This is a genomic window from Mucilaginibacter sp. AK015, from assembly GCF_014200785.1.
In the GTDB taxonomy this organism is placed as follows: Bacteria; Bacteroidota; Bacteroidia; order Sphingobacteriales; family Sphingobacteriaceae; genus Mucilaginibacter.
The window spans coordinates 343426-359152 of sequence record NZ_JACHCV010000003.1 but is presented as its reverse complement, the minus strand read 5'-3'; the positions used below and the strand labels follow the sequence as shown (position 1 = coordinate 359152).

Here is a 15727-nt window from a genome sequence, read left to right as displayed (position 1 = left end):
TAGCGGCTGCGGTATTATTAGCCGTTGCCATAACCGAGGGCTGCATGAAACAGCGCGTGGCCGCAACCGCCGCACAAAAGCGCGCAGCGCAGCAACATATTTAAGGTAAAGGTAGGATAATGTGAATGAGCGCCACAAAATAGTGGCTTAACTGGCCGCATGTACGTAAAGTATATGCGGCTTTCCTTTTAAATAAGGCATAAATAATGTTGGCGGTTAGGGCAATTAATAATAATTTAGGGCAGCTCAAAATTTATGATCTTATCAGATAAACGCATCCTCGAAGAGATTGAAAAAGGGACTATTGTTATTGAACCTTTTAAACTGGAATGCCTGGGTACAAACTCGTACGATGTGCACTTAGGGAAGTACCTGGCCACCTATAAGGACAGGGTGTTGGATGCCAAGCTGCATAACGAGATAGTAAGTTTTGAGATACCCAAGGATGGGTTTATCCTGCAGCCCAACACGCTTTATTTGGGTGTGACCCGCGAGTATACCGAGACCCATAAACACGTGCCTTTTCTGGAAGGGAAATCGAGCACGGGGCGTTTAGGCATTGATATACATGCAACTGCGGGTAAAGGGGATGTGGGCTTTTGTAACACCTGGACATTAGAGATATCGTGCGCCCAGCCGGTTAAAATATACGCAGGGATGCCCATTGGCCAGCTGATATACTTTGTAGTTGAGGGCGAGATACAAACCATGTACAATACCAAAAGTAACGCCAAATACAATAACCCAACCACACGCCCCGTTGAAAGTATGATGTGGAAAAATAAGTTTTAATGCTGCGGGTAAGCACAATTAAACCTCAGCATTGTTTATATTGTGATTTACCTGTGAGTTATGGCATACAAACGTTTTTTTACCGGGCTGCTACTGGCCATCGGTATTGTCGGCGCCTATAGTTTTGGCACCGATGACGACATTATCGCAAAAGTGCAGCGCCAGCTGGATAAGTGGACTCAAAACCATCCCATTGAAAAGGTACACCTGCAGCTTGATAAACCGTATTATGCAGCCGGCGACGATATATGGTTTAAAGCCTATGTAGTTGTGGGCCCGCAGCATCGCCTGCAGCCTGATAGCGGAATTTTGAATGTGGAACTGATAGACGAGCAGGATTCTGTTAAACAAAAAATAAAGGTGCAGCTGAAGAACGGACTTGCCTATGGCGATTTTGCCCTGCCCGATACCCTGCACGAAGGTAATTACCGCGTAAGAGCTTATACCCAATATATGCGAAACGCCGGCAGCGAATATTTTTTTGATAGGGCTATTGGTATAACCAACGTCATCACTAACAGGGTTTTTACAAAAACAACTTTTACCTACGCAGCCCAAAACGGTCGCAATATGGTTGGCGCCAATATCAATTATACCGATGCCAATGGCGCGAGCTATGCCGGCAACCAGGTTGATTATTCGGTGTTGTTTGATAATGTGGTAATAGCGAAAGGGAAAGGAATGACCGACGATACCGGTAACCTGCATATTGAGTTTAACGGGGATAACCCGGCATTGCTTAGGTCAGGCAGGATTGTAACCCGTTTAAATGGTACCGGCCAGGGCACTGTTTATAAAAGCATCCCGGTAAGGGTAATGGCCGGCCGGGCGGATGTGCAGTTTTTCCCCGAAGGCGGTACCATGGTGAACGGAATACCAACCCGGGTAGCCTTTAAAGCAATTGGTACAGATGGTTTGGGAGTTGATATAAAAGGGAGCGTTACAGATAGCAAAGGTAAGCAGGTAGCTTCCATCAGCACCGCTCACCTGGGTATGGGTGTGTTTGAATTTACACCCCAAGCCGGTAATACTTACAAGGCCAGCATTATCTATGCCGATGGCTCAAGCGGTACTGTTAGCTTGCCTGCTGCCGCCAATAGCGGTTACGTGCTCAACATTTCGCCATCCGGCCCGGCAAATTTAAAAGTTGCAGTTAGCGCTGCACAAGAAAATACAGCACCATTTAGCCTGGTTGCGCAAAGCATAGGCAAGGTTTATTATGCAGCTAAAAGCAAGCCCGGGAGCACGATATTTTCGGCCATTGTTCCGAAAAATAAATTTCCTTCGGGGATAGCGCAGTTTACCCTCTTTTCGGCAACAGGTATACCGCTAAATGAGCGGCTGGTATTTATAGATAACCCGGAAGACCGACTTAATATATCCGTTAACCCTGATAAAAGCAGCTATTCGGCAAGAGAAAATATAAAGTTGAATATAGAAGCAAAGGATAACGCGGGCAAGCCGGCGGTCGGTAGTTTTTCTATAGCGGTTACCAACGAGAGTAAGGTGCCCGTTGATGAGAACCGCGAAAATAACATTTTGGCTAACATGCTGCTTGCATCGGACATAAAAGGTTATATAGAGCAACCGGCATATTATTTTAATAATGTAAATGATAAAACCCGTGCCGACCTTGACGTGCTGATGTTAACACAGGGATATCATCGTTACGAATGGCGAGATATCATGAGTGATAACCAACCTGAAACCCGATATGCGCCGCAAAGCAACTTTACCATATCCGGCAGGGTAACTACCCAGTCGGGAAGCCCTGTAGTTGGTGGTAAGGTGGAACTGATCAACTTTGACGATGGGTTGCTTAAACTCGATACGCTGACCGACAGCAGCGGGCGGTTTGCGTTTAACGATATTTTATTTGTCGATAGTATTAAATTTTTGATACAGGCGCGCTCAGCAAAAAATAAGCGTAATGTATTGATAACAATGGATAGCATACCGCCTCCCGCAACCCGGAATTTTAAAAACATAGCTGATTTCACCTTAAATACTGTTAGCGATATTGCCGCGTACGGGCAAAGCAGCAAAGCGCTTTATTACGAACAAATGAAGTATGGCCTGGGCAACCATGTTATCAGCTTGCGCGAAGTGCAAATACGCGAAAAGCGGAACGCGCTTAAACATTCATCAAATTTAAACGGCCCTGGCAATGCCGACCAGGTGTTTTTAGCAAAGGACTTTTATACCCTGGGTTGCCCGCAGCTTGCCGATTGCCTCCAGGGTCGCCTGCTTGGGGTGATTTTTCGCAACGGCATACCATACTCAACCCGCAGCCGTGGGCCTATGCTGGTAGTGGTTGATGGTATCTACGCAAGCCCCGATCTTATAAACACGCTTGTTGTTAGTGATATCCAATCCATAGAGGTGCTGCGGAACATAGGTAGCTACGCTATTTATGGCAGCCGCGGCGGTAATGGCGTTTTGGTAATTACAACCAAGCGTGGCGACGAGCCGACCTATTACCCTAAAACATTTGGAAGTGGCATAAAGCCATACGCGCCGAAAGGGATTTACCGCGCCCGTACGTTCTACTCGCCGAAGTATGATGTTAAGAACCGCCAAACCCTGGCAGACCTGCGCACAACCATCTTTTGGAAACCTGATATTGTTACCGGGGACGGGAAAGCCTTGTTAGATTATTATAATGCCGGAAAAGGTACTTACCGCGTAGTGATTGAGGGTGTAGACAGCCAGGGCAATATTGGCAGGCAAGTGTTCAGGTACAAGGTGGAATAGATTTATACCAAGCGCTATCATTTTAGCGTATTTGTTACTGATTTTGAGTAAATTTGCAGGTACATATGCCAACCGAAGTACAGGAACAGACACTTACCTTTGAAGAATTAATGGCCGGGCTTAAAGAGATGCACCGCCTTATTCTGTGGAACGATGACCATAATACCTTTGAACATGTTATCCACTGCATGATGAAGTACCTGGACTATACCGAACCACAGGCCGAAAAAATTGCCTGGAAGGTACACACTGAAGGCAAGTGCGCCGTGCTTGAAGGCTCCTTTACCGAAATGGAGGTTTACCGTAAAATATTGCAGCAGGAAGGCCTAACTGTGAGTGTTGAGTAAGCCTCCCGATGTAAAATCGGGATGTACTAAAGCGGCTATTGTGTTTTTTAAAATAAGCTGTTCTATCATCTTTCCGGCTTTCCCATGCTTTTATCTGTCGTTCGCGCCGGCCCGCATCCTCTTTTGTTAAATGCTTTTCAGATCATCTGATTACCCAGTCAGAGGTTTTGCCTGTAAAACCCTTATGATTGGTATTATGCTTTTTTACGCGTTCATCCAGATTGGATGTAGATCCAACGTAATATGTGTCGAGTAAGATTGAATATAAAATATAAGTGGAAAACATATTGAACAAAAAAGGCATCCGTTTCGGATGCCTTTTGGTGGGAGTTACTGGGTTCGAACCAGTGACCCTCCCGATGTAAAATCGGGATGCACTGTACCAGCTATTGTTTTGCAACAAGCTGTTCTATCATTTTTCGGCTTTTCCATGCTTTTATCTGTCGTTCGCGCCGGCCGGCTTCTTCTTTTGAAGAATGTTTTTCTGCCCATTTAATTACCCAATCAGGAGCCTTACCAGTAAACCCCTTATGATTGGTATTATGCTTTTTTATACGCTCATCTAAGTTGGATGTAGATCCAACGTAATATGTGTCGAGAATAGCGGAGTAAAGGATATAAGTAAAAAACATGAGTAAAAATAAAAAGCCTCACATTTCTGTGAGGCTTTTGGTGGGAGTTACTGGGTTCGAACCAGTGACCCTCTGCTTGTAAGGCAGATGCTCTGAACCAGCTGAGCTAAACTCCCTTTTGTTTTAATTTAACTTCCCTGGCCAGTGACTCTTCCGATGTAATCGGAATGCTCTGAACCAGCTGAGCTAAACTCCCTTTTGTTTTAATTTAACTTCCCTGGTCAGTGACTCTTCCGATGTAATCGGAATGCTCTGAACCAGCTGAGCTAAACTCCCTTCGTTTTGGGACTGCAAATATAGAATTTGCAGTCAATACCTCAAAAAATAATTTAAATTATTTATAAATCGTAGATAACCAGCAATTTGTATTTTGTTACATCGCTATATTTTTGCTGCCGCGGGGGTCTTCAGGTAAAATTTCCATATCCGGGTACTCAATATAGTCGGCATACCACTGTATGGCGCTAACCACATCAAGCGCATCATCTGCGGTAATATTGATGGTTTCAAAAGCATAAAGCTTACCATGCGCATACCCGTATAATTGAATTTCGCTATCACTGGGGCTAAACTTATCTTCACTAAGGCAAAAAACCCGGATCTTTAACCCGGTGTCTCTTGAGTGTATCACATCCCTGCAAGGATTGTTGGGATCGGTAGCCAATAAATACACATTGTAATCCATACTACTGTAACATTGTTAGTTATAATAAGTTTCTAATATTTATCATACGGCTGTGCAACAAAAATGTGCGCATAAGTTAATACCGTGGTAAATAATTTTCTACACAGTGAGAACCAATTTCTACATCATAAAGTTTGGCGCGATATATAAACATGCCTTTTTGCGGTTACCAAACGGTTTTTGGTAAAAGGCATTGCTTTTGTATACTATTTAACAACCCTTCTCAAAGGGAGTTTTTCATAGGTAGATGTAGGGCCGAAATACTGCGAGAGTTTTTCGGCCTTTTTTGTGCTTTAACTTTCGCACTCCTATTTGCTATAAACGATAGTTTTTTAAATCCCTGTTAAAACTTTGTCCGTAAATGGAGGTAATAATCTTATAAATTTTACTAAAACATCAACTATGAAAACAGAATTTAACCCAACCACCGGCGGGGCAAACATGGCCAGGAGGTCGTTTTTGCGCTATGCCGGCGCAGGCGCGGCAGCTATAGCTGTTATGGGCGCGGCATCCTGTAGCAAGGATAAAGTAATTCCGAACAATTCATCAGCAACCGATATCGGTATGGACGACTTCGGGATATTGAACTATGCTTATGCCCTTGAGCAGCTGGAAGCAGCCTTTTATTTACAGGTTGTGGCCACTCCTTACAGCGGTATGAGTTCAATTGAAACGGCTTATTTAACTGATATCCGCGATCATGAGGTACTACACCGCGACTTTTTCAAGAAAGCCTTAGGCAGTAAAGCGATCGGTGCTTTAACCCCCGACTTTAGCAAGATTGACTTTGGCAGTCGTAATAACGTATTGATGGCAGCAAAGGCATTCGAAGATTTAGGCGTACAAGCTTATGATGGGGCGGGTTATTTAATAAAAGATGCAGGATACCTAACTATTGCGGGAAAGATTGTATCGGTTGAGGCAAGGCATGCTGCTTTAATTTCTAACCTGATAAGCCCGGGCAGCTTTGTCCCGGCCGACCAGGTAAACAGCGACGGACTAAACAAAGCGGCTTCAATTGCAGAAGTGCTTGCACAAGCCAATACTTACCTGAAAACTAAGGTAAGTGCCGTAAATTATAACTACAAACCATAATCAAACATCGCCATGAATTTATTTAATATAATAGACGAAATAGAAAAGGTCGATCCGGAAATACACGAAAGATTGAACCCACGCCGTGCCGCTATCAAAAACATAACCAGTTTCGGCTCAAAGGTAGCTGTAGCTGCTTTGCCATTTGCCCTGGGCACCATGTTTAAAAAAGCCTACGGAGCAGCACCTGCATCTGATGTTGTGAGTGTTTTAAATTTTGCTTTAACATTAGAGTATCTCGAAGCCGAGTATTACAATCAGGCTACGGCTGCAAACGTTATACCGGCTGCAAACCGTGCGTATATAGCGCCCATAACCAGGGACGAAAACGCGCACGTTGCATTTTTAAAGAAGGTGATCACTTCCCTAAACGGAACACCTGTAGCTAAACCAAATATCGACCTGTCTGGCGGTAATGGTAGTGGTAACGGCCCGTTCAAAGCGGCATTAACAGATTTTCCTACTTTTTTAACTGTTGCACAGGTATTTGAAGATACCGGCGTGCGGGCTTACAAAGGCCAGGCGCCCAGCTTAATTGGTAATCAGGTGGTATTAACCGCAGCTTTATCTATCCATGCCGTTGAAGCACGACATGCAGCTGCAATACGCCAGCTTAGGTATGATCTTGGTCAAAGCACCACTACACGGCCATATATACAAAGCACTACACATTTGGGTAACGATACCGGCGATGCAAGAGTGAACGGCAATTATGCTGGTGAAGAAAACACGGTACAAGGCCCTGTTAATTTAACTGACCTTAACAACAGCATAAGGATAGCTACAGCCTCGTTTGACGAACCGTTGGAGAAACAGGCAGTGCTTGACCTTTTGGTAGGATCATTTATTGTGAGTTAATTACATTGTTGCCAAATAAAAAGGGGCAACCGGTTTAACCGGTCGCCCCTTTTTTGTATATATCGCATTAGTTGCGTGCTCCCCGGTGCGCGTCGCGAGGCTGTTGTTGTTGCTGTTGCTGCTGGCGTTGCTGTTCCTGCTGCTGGCGTTGTTGCTCGCGGGCTTGTTGCTGTTGCTGGCGCTGCTGCTCCTGTTGCTGCTGGCGTTGTTGTTCCTGCTGCTGCCTTTGTTGCTCGCGGGCTTGTTGCTGCTGCTGGCGCTGCTGCTCCTGTTGTTGCTGGCGCTGTTGTTCCTGTTGCTGTCTTTGCTGCTCCTGCTGTTGCTGACGTTGTTGGTCCTGTTGTTGCCTATGCTGCTCACGCACCTGTTGCTGCTCCTGAACTTGTTGCTGTTTACGCTGCTGCTCCTGCTGCTCCCTAACTTGTTGTTGGCGCTGCTGCTCTTGTTGCTGTTGCTTTTGTTGCTCTAAAAGCTGCTGGCGTTGTTGTTGTTGTGCCTGTTCCTTTTGCTGGCTTTCAGCAGCATCGCGGCTTGCACGGTGCTGACGATCTGTTTGCTGTTGCTGGCGCAGCTGATCAAGCTGCTGCCTTTGTTGTTCGGCTTGTTGCTCACGTGCTTTTTGTTGCTGCTCACGTATCTGATCACGTTGAACCACACCCTGCTGTCTGTCAATAGCCCTTTGCTGGCGTGTATCGCCCGTAATTGCCGGGCGGTTTGTACGGCCTTCGTTACCGGCTTCATCACGTGTTGCAACGGCGGGCCGCTGAGGGCGGCCTGGATTGGCGCCGCGGCCGTCTACATTAGTGCTAATCCTCACCAATCTCGAATCGGGCGTGCTTGTTTTTGCCGTTTCGGCCAGTTTAGCGGCGTTTGTAGCATTGTAAACCGTCCCCCTTCTGTTATCGGTATTGGCAATACGGTGGGCCGGGTTTTGCTGTTTATAAGCGGCACCATCTACCACACGGGCCGGGCGCGCATTGGTGTTATGCTTAACAGTTGGCCTGTACAGGTTAATAGTGTTGTTGCTGACCGTAATGCGCGACGGCCGGCTTACGTTATTGATATTATACACACGTACCGGGCGATGGCTATAACGCTGTATTTCTTCGCGGCGCGGGCCGGCGTTATACCAGTGATTATTATAGGTAACCCTGTTGCGCATCCAATGGGTGTTTCTGATAATGTACCTTACACGGGTATACGGCACATAATAATTATACACGTTGGTGTAATTTATGTAAGCGTATGGCGCAAACACCCAATAATCATCAGGCACGCTGTAGCTATCATCAATTGATGCTTCAAAGGTTGTTCCAGGCTCCATTGGTGCCCAGCCGTAATAGCCGCCGCCGTCTCTCCAGGTAACCCATGCAGGCGCCCATTCGTTACCGGGCACCCATTCCCAACCGTAGTAGTTATCAAAATGCCATCTGCCATAATGGAAGGTTGCCCATCCCCATGGATATTCCGACACCCAGGTATTGCCGTAATTGGTCATGGCCCAGTAGCCACGGGTGGCGTATGGCCTAAAGTTTTCCTCAACATCGGGCACCCAAACGGTACCATACTGCGGGTCTTCTACCCAGCTGCCATAAGGTTCTAACTCGTCGTAAAACTCCTGGTCGGATATATATTCGCCCTCTTGCTGGGCTAAGGTTTTATGCGGTGCGGACAATATCAGCATAACTGCCAATAAGCTTATCCCCCATATTTTATTTAAGATTTTCATACTGCGAGATTTAATAGCTGGTATACCGTATTCGACTTGATTTAACCACAAACGTTTAACACCGTAAATGTTTTATAGCCAATGTCATAAAATAATTACATGTGCTAATATATTTATCAACGCAGCCGGTATATCTGCGCGGATTTAGATAATTTTGGCGTTTAATATTGAAACTATGAGTACAGTAAATATCCCCCGCCTCGACCTTAATACTTATATAAATGGTGCCGCCGACGAACGTAAGGCTTTTTCTGATAGTATTGGGAAAGCCTTTAACGAAACCGGCTTTGTAACTATAACCAACCATGGCCTTAGTAAAGAGCTTATCGATAAGCTTTACACACAGGTAAAAGCGCTTTTTGCCTTGCCGGAAGAAGTAAAATTGAAATACGAGATACCGGGCCTTGCCGGCCAACGCGGTTATACAGGTAAAAATAAGGAAACCGCAAAAGGGTTTAAAGTGCCCGACCTGAAGGAGTTTTGGCAGATTGGCCAGACGGTAACTGATGACGACCCGATAAAAGCAACATATCCCGACAACATTATGGTGGCAGAATTGCCCGAATTTAACAGTACTACCTTAGAGGTGTACAAAAAGCTGGAAGCGGCTGGTACCCACTTGTTGCGGGCCATAGCTGTTTATTTAGGGCTTGATGAAGGGTATTTTGACGATAAGGTACATAATGGCAACTCGATATTGCGTACGCTGCATTACTTTCCGATAGAAAACCCTGATGCCTTGCCTGATGATGCAGTGCGTGCTGGCGCCCACGAAGATATTAACCTGATAACCCTTTTGATAGGCGCCAGCGCCGACGGGCTTGAATTGCTTACCCGCGATAACACATGGTTCCCGGTTACGGCCTTTGGCGAGGACCTGGTAGTGAACGTGGGGGATATGCTGCAGCGTTTAACCAACAATAAGCTAAAATCTACTACCCATAGGGTGGTTAACCCGCCACGCGAGCAAATGAAGAACTCCCGCTTTTCGGTGCCGTTCTTCCTGCACCCAAAAGTTAGTATGGACCTTACCAGCCTGCCATCAACCATCGATGAGCAGCACCCCAAGCTTTACACAGATATCACCGCCGGTGAATACCTGGACGAGCGTTTACGGGAAATTGGCTTAAAGAAGTAAATAAATGATAAACGAGAAGCCCCCGATATTGGGGGCTTTTTGCTTTTAAAACCTTCCGATACACGTGAAATCACCCCGGATGTGGGTGAAATCACCCAAAATAGAATATACCCATAAGTAAGTATTGCGCACGAAACAGGGCAGAGGCATCTTTGTAAAGGAACTCTAAATCCTTATATCAAACACAATTCAGCTTATGAAATACTTAAGGCTCACAACCATTTTTTCAATTTTATTTGTCGTTTTATTTGCAGTTTCCTGCCAAAAAGAATCAACCGGGGATGACAACAGCGAAGACACCGAGGAAACGGGCGGAACAGGCAACTCAGCCGACATGGAAGCAACCTGGGCCCGCAACGATGGACAGGGAAATGCTTACTTAAAACTTAGCGGTACCACGGCTATTGCCTGTAGCGGCGGTGCAGCAACAACAGGCACTTATAACGCCGGCGCATCTACCATGACATTTGTTGTTGGCGGCCAAACCATAGTTTTCCCTTTAAGGATGAAGAACGGAAAGCTAATAGTAGGTGTGCCGGCCCAGGGGACGGTTAATAACCAGGAAACCGAATATATAAAAAGTAACATCTGGCCATGCGGATCGGGCGGTGGCGGCACCGGTACAGGCGGCGCGGGTACAGGTACCGGAAACGGTGGTGGTACGGGTGCCGGAAACGGCGGTGGTTCAGGCCAGCCTGCAAAGGGCAGCCTTATTGTATGGACCAACCAAACAGAATATGGTTGGAAACCACAGGGGATAAATGTAATGTATGTAGACGTAGTTGGCGTTTCAAGCACCAATTCAATTTTTGGCGGCCATTATACTTCTGCACCATCATGCGGGGCAAAGTATTGTTATACCGTTGACCTTGCGCCGGGCCGATATACCGTAACTGGAAAGGTGTACTTTTTGAAAGGGTTAGACGGAGTAACGCCGCCAACCTACAGCACCAGTCAAACCGTACAGGTAATGGCAGGCCAATGTGCTAATGTTATGTTGCGATAAACCGGGGGCAGTTAAGCAAGGAAGCCCCGGTTAAACGGGCTTCCTTGTTTACAAGTTAATTATTCCAATACCACCTTCTCGTGCTGGTAGGGAATCTGTATATCGCCAAAACCCTTTTCTTTTAGCTTTTCGGCGAAGTGCTGCTGCACCTCGTATTCGCCGTGTACCAGGAAAAGCTTTTTTACCAGCTTAGGGTCCTGGCAGGATAAAAAGTGCATCAGGTCTTCGTAATCTCCGTGAGCGCTCATGCTTTTAATGGATCGTACTTCGGCGTTAACCTGGTATGGTTCGCCAAAAATATACACTTCCTTTTCGCCGCGGGCGAGCCTGCCACCCAGCGAGTTTGGTTCGGCGTAGCCAACCATCAGTATGGTATTTTTTTGGTTGCTTATATTGTTTTTTATATGATGTTTTACACGGCCGGCTTCGGCCATGCCCGATGATGATATGATAACGCACGGCCTTGCATCGTCATTAAGCGCGATAGATTCCTCGGTTGATTGTATAAACCTTAACCCCTTAAAGCCAAACGGATCGGCATCAACCTTCAGCACCTCTTTTACATTCCTGTTGTACTCTTCGGGGTGGTCCTTTAAAACCTGGGTGGCTTTTTCTGATAGGGGGCTATCTACATAATAGGGTACATCGGGCAATACGCCTTTAAGTTCCAGTGCATTTAAAGCATACAATAGCTCCTGTGTGCGCCCTACGCTAAAAGCAGGTATTATCACCTTGCCGTTTTTTATGCCGCAGGTTTGTTTAATGATATCTAACAGGGCGTCTTCAACAGGGCCAATATCTTTATGCAGGCTGTCGCCGTAGGTCGATTCAAGCAAGATATAATCTGCCTGCTCAAAAGTTTGAGGGCTTTTCAGCAGCAGGTCGCCGTACCTGCCCACATCACCGCTAAAGGTTATCCGGGTTTCTTTGGCATCCTCTAAAACGGTAATATGTACCGCGGCGCTGCCCAGCACATGGCCGGCATCTGTAAATTTAAACTTTAAGCGTGGCGTTATAGCATATTCCTGGTGATAATCTACAATTTTAAAAAGGCGCAGCGCAGCAATAGCATCCTCTTCGGTATACAGTGATTCCAGCAGGGCCTCGCCTTTGCGGGCACGGTGCTTGTTGCTGTATTCTGCATCCTGCACCTGTATCTTGGCCGAATCCATCAGCAGTATCCGGGCCAGGTCCATGGTTGCCGCAGTGCAAAATATCTGCCCCTCAAAACCTTCTTTTACCAAACGGGGTATCAGCCCGCAATGATCGATATGCGCATGCGATAAAATAAGATAGTCGACTTTTTTGGGGTTAAACCCAAAGTGTTCATTCATGTCCTCGGTTTGTTCGCCAAGGCCCTGAAACATGCCACAATCTAAAAGTACGCTTGTGCCATCCTGTAAGCGTAGTAAATGTTTGCTGCCGGTTACATTACGGGCGGCTCCGTGAAAGGTAATATCCATTGATAATTAGTTGTGATAGACAACCAAATAGACAAATAAAAGTTTATTCAAAAATAAACTAAACATTTAGTTGTTATTTTGATTTATATGATATACCTTAGCTTTACAGATAATAATCATCTTAAGTAAATGGAAATAAAAGATTTAACCCGGGCCGAAGAGCAGATTATGCAGGTGTTGTGGCAGCTGGAAAAAGGATTTGTAAAAGATGTTTTAGATGTTTTGCCCGAGCCGAAACCCGCTTATAACACCGTATCAACTATTATCAGAATTTTAGAGACTAAAGGGTTTGTAGACCATAACGCTTTTGGCAAGAGCCACGAATATTACCCGGTTGTAAGCAAAGAAGATTATAAGAACTTCGCGGCCGAAAAATTACTTACCGGATATTTTGATAACTCGGTGAACAGGATATTATCGTTTTTTGTGAAAAAGGAGAAAATAAACCTGAAGGAGGCCGACGAGATCATGAAACTGATTGAGAAACTTAAAGATAAATAGTTATGAACTGGTGGCATTATTTATTGCTGGTAAATATTTACCTCACGCTGTTTTTCGGGTTCTATTCGTTATTGCTGCGTCGCGAAACGTTTTTTCAGCTGAACCGCATTTACCTGGTGGGCACGGCTATACTTTCGTTTTTTATCCCCCTTATACAAAGCGAGTGGGTTAAAAGCTTATTTATTACGCAGCAAGTGCAGTACACCATTTACGGAGGCAACGCCGTCACCATAACAGATATAACGCCTATAAAAGATAACCCGGTTACCATAGGCCAGGTGTTGCTGCTATTATATGCCGCCGGTGTAATATTCTTAGCCATAAAATTAACAGTGCAGCTGATAGTTTTAAGGCGGATAATTAAAGACCCGGCGCCCTCGGCATCTTACTCGTTTTTTAACAAGATAAAAGTTAACGAAGGCATAAACGGTAAGGATGTGATACAAAACCACGAAATGGTTCATGCCCGGCAGTTCCATTCGGCTGATGTGCTGATCATAGAAGCGGTAATGATCATCAATTGGTTTAACCCCGTGGTGTACCTGTACCGCTTTGCTATAAAACATGTGCACGAGTATATAGCCGATATGCATACGCTTAAGGCAGGCACTAATAAGGCAGATTACGCTTTGCTGCTGCTAAGCCAAACCTTTGATACCACCACACACAGCTTGGTTACGCCTTTTTTTAACCATAGCCTTTTAAAAAAGCGAATTATGATGTTACAAAAAAACAGATCGCAGCGCATAAAACTGATTAAATATGGCTTATCGGCCCCGTTATTTATATTAATGCTGATATTATCGTCGGCAACCATAAGCAATAGCAGGGCTGTTGAAACCATACACGACAAAGCCGCGGAGGTATTTGCCAGTCCTGCCAAAGCCGTATTGGCAGATACCACTTACAAAACCACCATAATTACATTCGACCCAAAGACGGATAAATTGCCTGTTGATACTATTCCGAAGGAAAGTAAGACGCAGGTTTTTACCGCGGTAGAGCATTCACCAGGATTTCCCGGTGGTCAGGCAGCTTTTAGCCGTTTCCTAAGTAAAAATCTTAAATATCCTTCCGAGGCACGCAAAAATAAGGTTGAGGGTCGCGTAATTGTAAATTTCGTGGTTGAAACTGATGGGTCGTTAAGCGATATAAAAGTGTTACGGGGTGTAGGCAGCGGCACCGATGAAGAAGCAGTAAGAGTGCTAAAAACATCGCCGAAATGGATACCGGGGGTACAGAACGGCAGAAAAGTGCGCGTACAGTATACTGTGCCTATTACTTTTTCCCTGGGCAATAAACTAACATCAACAGGCGAGCCGGCAAGCAGCGAGGGCAGCCAGGTGTTTACCGCGGTTGAACAATCGCCGGTTTTCCCCGGAGGCGACAAGGCTTTCAGCGAGTGGCTGGGCAAAAACGTTAAATATCCTAAACCGGCGCGGGATGCGAATATTCAGGGCAGGGTCATCGTAACCTTTGTGGTAGAGAAGGATGGATCGTTAAGTGGAATACGGGTGATAAGAGGTGTAAGCCCCGATATTGATAAAGAGGCGCTTAGGGTAATGAACCTTAGCCCGGCCTGGAGGCCCGGCCTGCAAAACGGCCATACGGTTAGGGTTGCGTATAGCCTGCCTATAAATTTTTCGTTGGCGGTTGATGATGAAAAAGAAACAAAAACAGGTTATGTACCTTCTGCCGCGCCTGATAACGCTTTGGATACCAACCAGGTAACACCGTTGATAAAGGTACGTAACGGCTATGGCACTGTACCATTATATGTGCTTAACGGCAAAATAATTAAACAGGAGGAGATGTCGGTACTGCCGGCTAACGAAATAGAAAGTATAACGATTTTAAAGGATAGATCAGCAATAAGCCTTTACGGTAAAAATGGTGAGAATGGAGTTATACTTATAACAACAAAAAAGAAAAAGATTAATATTAAATAAGTAAAGTCAGTATAGTTTAAAACGGCCGGGCTGTTATACAGCCTGGCTTTTTAGTTAAAGATCGGAGCCTTCGGCTTTGGCCTGTTCCTGCTCGCGCAGGTTGCGCATAATCTTAGTGAAGCCGCGGTGATGTCCTTCTTCATCAAACAGCGGGAAAACCAGGCCGCTTCCCCAAAAACGCGAACCATTTTTACGTACGTGATAACGCTCGTCAATAGCGCGGCCATCATTTAGGGCTGTTCCAAGTTCGTGGGCGGGCGCGCCTTTGGCAACATCTTCGGGGGTGAAAAAAACATCGGCGCATAACCCCATAGCTTCATTTTCGGTATAACCTAAAACCCGTTCGGCCCCACTGTTCCAGCTATTAACATCGCCATTTTTGTCGGTGGTAAACACCGCGTAATCCTCAAGGCTATCCAGCACCTGCCTGAAAAAATCTTCGCTCATCCTAAAGTAGCTGTCCTCAAAAACATCTTCGCCGGTTATTTGCTGGTTAAGCGTAGCGTAATCAACTTCAATAATTACATCTTCCACACCGCAGGCCATCTGCATAGGTTCGCGGGTTATTTTATAGAAGGTCTCGTAACCGCCGGGCAGGTTATTTAGCTTCGGCTTTTCCCGCACAGGTTTCAGCACCAGGTTGGTGTGCCCGTCAGCCACGGTGCTGGCCAGTACGTGGGTGTATCCTTTTTCTATCAGGTCGCCAAGCAGTTGTGGGGTAAAGGGTATTTTCATATCAGTAGTTGTAACGGAACGGAAAGTTTTGCGCTTAATTGAT

Annotated in this window: 15 protein-coding genes and 1 tRNA gene; 9 read left to right on the top strand and 7 right to left on the bottom strand. The window is 45.7% G+C overall.

Annotated elements, in window-relative coordinates; all coding sequences use genetic code 11:
* Positions 1-255: 255 nt before the first annotated feature.
* The 3 genes from dcd to HDC91_RS13805 all read left to right on the top strand — a co-directional run bounded on the left by dcd (position 256) and on the right by HDC91_RS13805 (position 3893).
* Entirely contained in the window at positions 256-792 is a 537-nt protein-coding gene (gene dcd / locus HDC91_RS13815) for a dCTP deaminase (RefSeq protein ID WP_183553142.1), read from the top strand.
* A gap of 60 nt (positions 793-852) precedes the next feature.
* Positions 853-3546 (top strand): MG2 domain-containing protein, encoded by a 2694-nt coding sequence (locus tag HDC91_RS13810; RefSeq protein WP_183553140.1) that lies wholly within the window; start codon positions 853-855, stop codon positions 3544-3546.
* 65 nt (positions 3547-3611) lie between these two features.
* Positions 3612-3893 (top strand): ATP-dependent Clp protease adaptor ClpS, encoded by a 282-nt coding sequence (locus HDC91_RS13805; protein WP_162430535.1) that lies wholly within the window; start codon positions 3612-3614, stop codon positions 3891-3893.
* Between the two features lie 142 nt (positions 3894-4035).
* Here HDC91_RS13805 and HDC91_RS20200 read toward each other — a convergent pair whose 3' ends face one another.
* The 4 genes from HDC91_RS20200 to HDC91_RS13785 all read right to left on the bottom strand — a co-directional run bounded on the left by HDC91_RS20200 (position 4036) and on the right by HDC91_RS13785 (position 5210).
* On the bottom strand, positions 4036-4179 hold the full coding sequence (locus HDC91_RS20200; protein WP_221262187.1) for a GIY-YIG nuclease family protein: 144 nt from the start codon (positions 4177-4179) through the stop codon (positions 4036-4038).
* 100 nt (positions 4180-4279) lie between these two features.
* A complete protein-coding gene (locus HDC91_RS13795) occupies positions 4280-4525 on the bottom strand; it encodes a GIY-YIG nuclease family protein (RefSeq protein WP_183553138.1) in 246 nt (81 codons plus the stop codon).
* 38 nt (positions 4526-4563) lie between these two features.
* Positions 4564-4641 (bottom strand) — tRNA-Val (locus tag HDC91_RS13790).
* A 257-nt stretch (positions 4642-4898) separates the two neighbouring features.
* Positions 4899-5210, bottom strand: coding sequence for a hypothetical protein (locus HDC91_RS13785; RefSeq protein WP_162430537.1), 312 nt, complete (start codon positions 5208-5210; stop codon positions 4899-4901).
* A 402-nt stretch (positions 5211-5612) separates the two neighbouring features.
* On the opposite strand from HDC91_RS13785, the gene HDC91_RS13780 reads away from it, so the two are divergent.
* Complete coding sequence (locus HDC91_RS13780; protein ID WP_183553136.1) at positions 5613-6305, top strand: ferritin-like domain-containing protein; 693 nt, start codon at positions 5613-5615, stop codon at positions 6303-6305.
* Positions 6306-6317: 12 nt separating this feature from the next.
* Positions 6318-7163: a ferritin-like domain-containing protein gene (locus HDC91_RS13775; RefSeq protein WP_162430539.1), complete on the top strand. Its 846-nt coding sequence runs from the start codon at positions 6318-6320 to the stop codon at positions 7161-7163.
* Positions 7164-7230: 67 nt separating this feature from the next.
* Here the strand turns inward: HDC91_RS13775 and HDC91_RS13770 are convergent, their stop codons facing one another.
* Positions 7231-8892 carry a DUF6600 domain-containing protein gene (locus HDC91_RS13770; RefSeq protein WP_183553134.1) on the bottom strand — a complete coding sequence of 554 codons (1662 nt, stop codon included), beginning with the start codon at positions 8890-8892 and terminating at the stop codon, positions 7231-7233.
* Between the two features lie 175 nt (positions 8893-9067).
* Between HDC91_RS13770 and HDC91_RS13765 the strand changes: the two genes are divergently transcribed.
* Positions 9068-10030: an isopenicillin N synthase family oxygenase gene (locus tag HDC91_RS13765; RefSeq protein WP_183553132.1), complete on the top strand. Its 963-nt coding sequence runs from the start codon at positions 9068-9070 to the stop codon at positions 10028-10030.
* Positions 10031-10226: 196 nt separating this feature from the next.
* On the top strand, positions 10227-11036 hold the full coding sequence (locus HDC91_RS13760; RefSeq protein ID WP_183553130.1) for a hypothetical protein: 810 nt from the start codon (positions 10227-10229) through the stop codon (positions 11034-11036).
* 59 nt (positions 11037-11095) lie between these two features.
* On the opposite strand, the gene HDC91_RS13755 is transcribed toward HDC91_RS13760, so the two are convergent.
* On the bottom strand, positions 11096-12499 hold the full coding sequence (locus HDC91_RS13755; protein ID WP_183553128.1) for an MBL fold metallo-hydrolase RNA specificity domain-containing protein: 1404 nt from the start codon (positions 12497-12499) through the stop codon (positions 11096-11098).
* A gap of 129 nt (positions 12500-12628) precedes the next feature.
* Here HDC91_RS13755 and HDC91_RS13750 point away from each other — a divergent pair, with 129 nt between their 5' ends.
* Together HDC91_RS13750 and HDC91_RS13745 are read left to right on the top strand one after the other, a co-directional pair.
* On the top strand, positions 12629-13000 hold the full coding sequence (locus HDC91_RS13750; RefSeq protein ID WP_162430543.1) for a BlaI/MecI/CopY family transcriptional regulator: 372 nt from the start codon (positions 12629-12631) through the stop codon (positions 12998-13000).
* A gap of 2 nt (positions 13001-13002) precedes the next feature.
* Entirely contained in the window at positions 13003-14949 is a 1947-nt protein-coding gene (locus HDC91_RS13745; protein WP_183553126.1) for a M56 family metallopeptidase, read from the top strand.
* A gap of 54 nt (positions 14950-15003) precedes the next feature.
* Here HDC91_RS13745 and HDC91_RS13740 read toward each other — a convergent pair whose 3' ends face one another.
* A complete protein-coding gene (locus HDC91_RS13740) occupies positions 15004-15684 on the bottom strand; it encodes a PAS domain S-box protein (protein ID WP_183553124.1) in 681 nt (226 codons plus the stop codon).
* Positions 15685-15727 lie beyond the last annotated feature (43 nt).

What these genes read in the sequence shown, in the direction of transcription:
- HDC91_RS13770 (WP_183553134.1), bottom strand. Translation starts at nt 8,892, where the DNA reads ATGAAAATCTTAAATAAAATATGGGGGATAAGCTTATTGGCAGTTATG.
- HDC91_RS13775 (WP_162430539.1), top strand. Translation starts at nt 6,318, where the DNA reads ATGAATTTATTTAATATAATAGACGAAATAGAAAAGGTCGATCCGGAA.
- HDC91_RS13795 (WP_183553138.1), bottom strand. Translation starts at nt 4,525, where the DNA reads ATGTTTTTTACTTATATCCTTTACTCCGCTATTCTCGACACATATTAC.
- HDC91_RS20200 (WP_221262187.1), bottom strand. Translation starts at nt 4,179, where the DNA reads ATGTTTTCCACTTATATTTTATATTCAATCTTACTCGACACATATTAC.
- HDC91_RS13805 (WP_162430535.1), top strand. Translation starts at nt 3,612, where the DNA reads ATGCCAACCGAAGTACAGGAACAGACACTTACCTTTGAAGAATTAATG.
- HDC91_RS13745 (WP_183553126.1), top strand. Translation starts at nt 13,003, where the DNA reads ATGAACTGGTGGCATTATTTATTGCTGGTAAATATTTACCTCACGCTG.
- HDC91_RS13740 (WP_183553124.1), bottom strand. Translation starts at nt 15,684, where the DNA reads ATGAAAATACCCTTTACCCCACAACTGCTTGGCGACCTGATAGAAAAA.
- HDC91_RS13755 (WP_183553128.1), bottom strand. Translation starts at nt 12,499, where the DNA reads ATGGATATTACCTTTCACGGAGCCGCCCGTAATGTAACCGGCAGCAAA.
- HDC91_RS13750 (WP_162430543.1), top strand. Translation starts at nt 12,629, where the DNA reads ATGGAAATAAAAGATTTAACCCGGGCCGAAGAGCAGATTATGCAGGTG.
- dcd (WP_183553142.1), top strand. Translation starts at nt 256, where the DNA reads ATGATCTTATCAGATAAACGCATCCTCGAAGAGATTGAAAAAGGGACT.
- HDC91_RS13785 (WP_162430537.1), bottom strand. Translation starts at nt 5,210, where the DNA reads ATGGATTACAATGTGTATTTATTGGCTACCGATCCCAACAATCCTTGC.
- HDC91_RS13765 (WP_183553132.1), top strand. Translation starts at nt 9,068, where the DNA reads ATGAGTACAGTAAATATCCCCCGCCTCGACCTTAATACTTATATAAAT.
- HDC91_RS13810 (WP_183553140.1), top strand. Translation starts at nt 853, where the DNA reads ATGGCATACAAACGTTTTTTTACCGGGCTGCTACTGGCCATCGGTATT.
- HDC91_RS13760 (WP_183553130.1), top strand. Translation starts at nt 10,227, where the DNA reads ATGAAATACTTAAGGCTCACAACCATTTTTTCAATTTTATTTGTCGTT.
- HDC91_RS13780 (WP_183553136.1), top strand. Translation starts at nt 5,613, where the DNA reads ATGAAAACAGAATTTAACCCAACCACCGGCGGGGCAAACATGGCCAGG.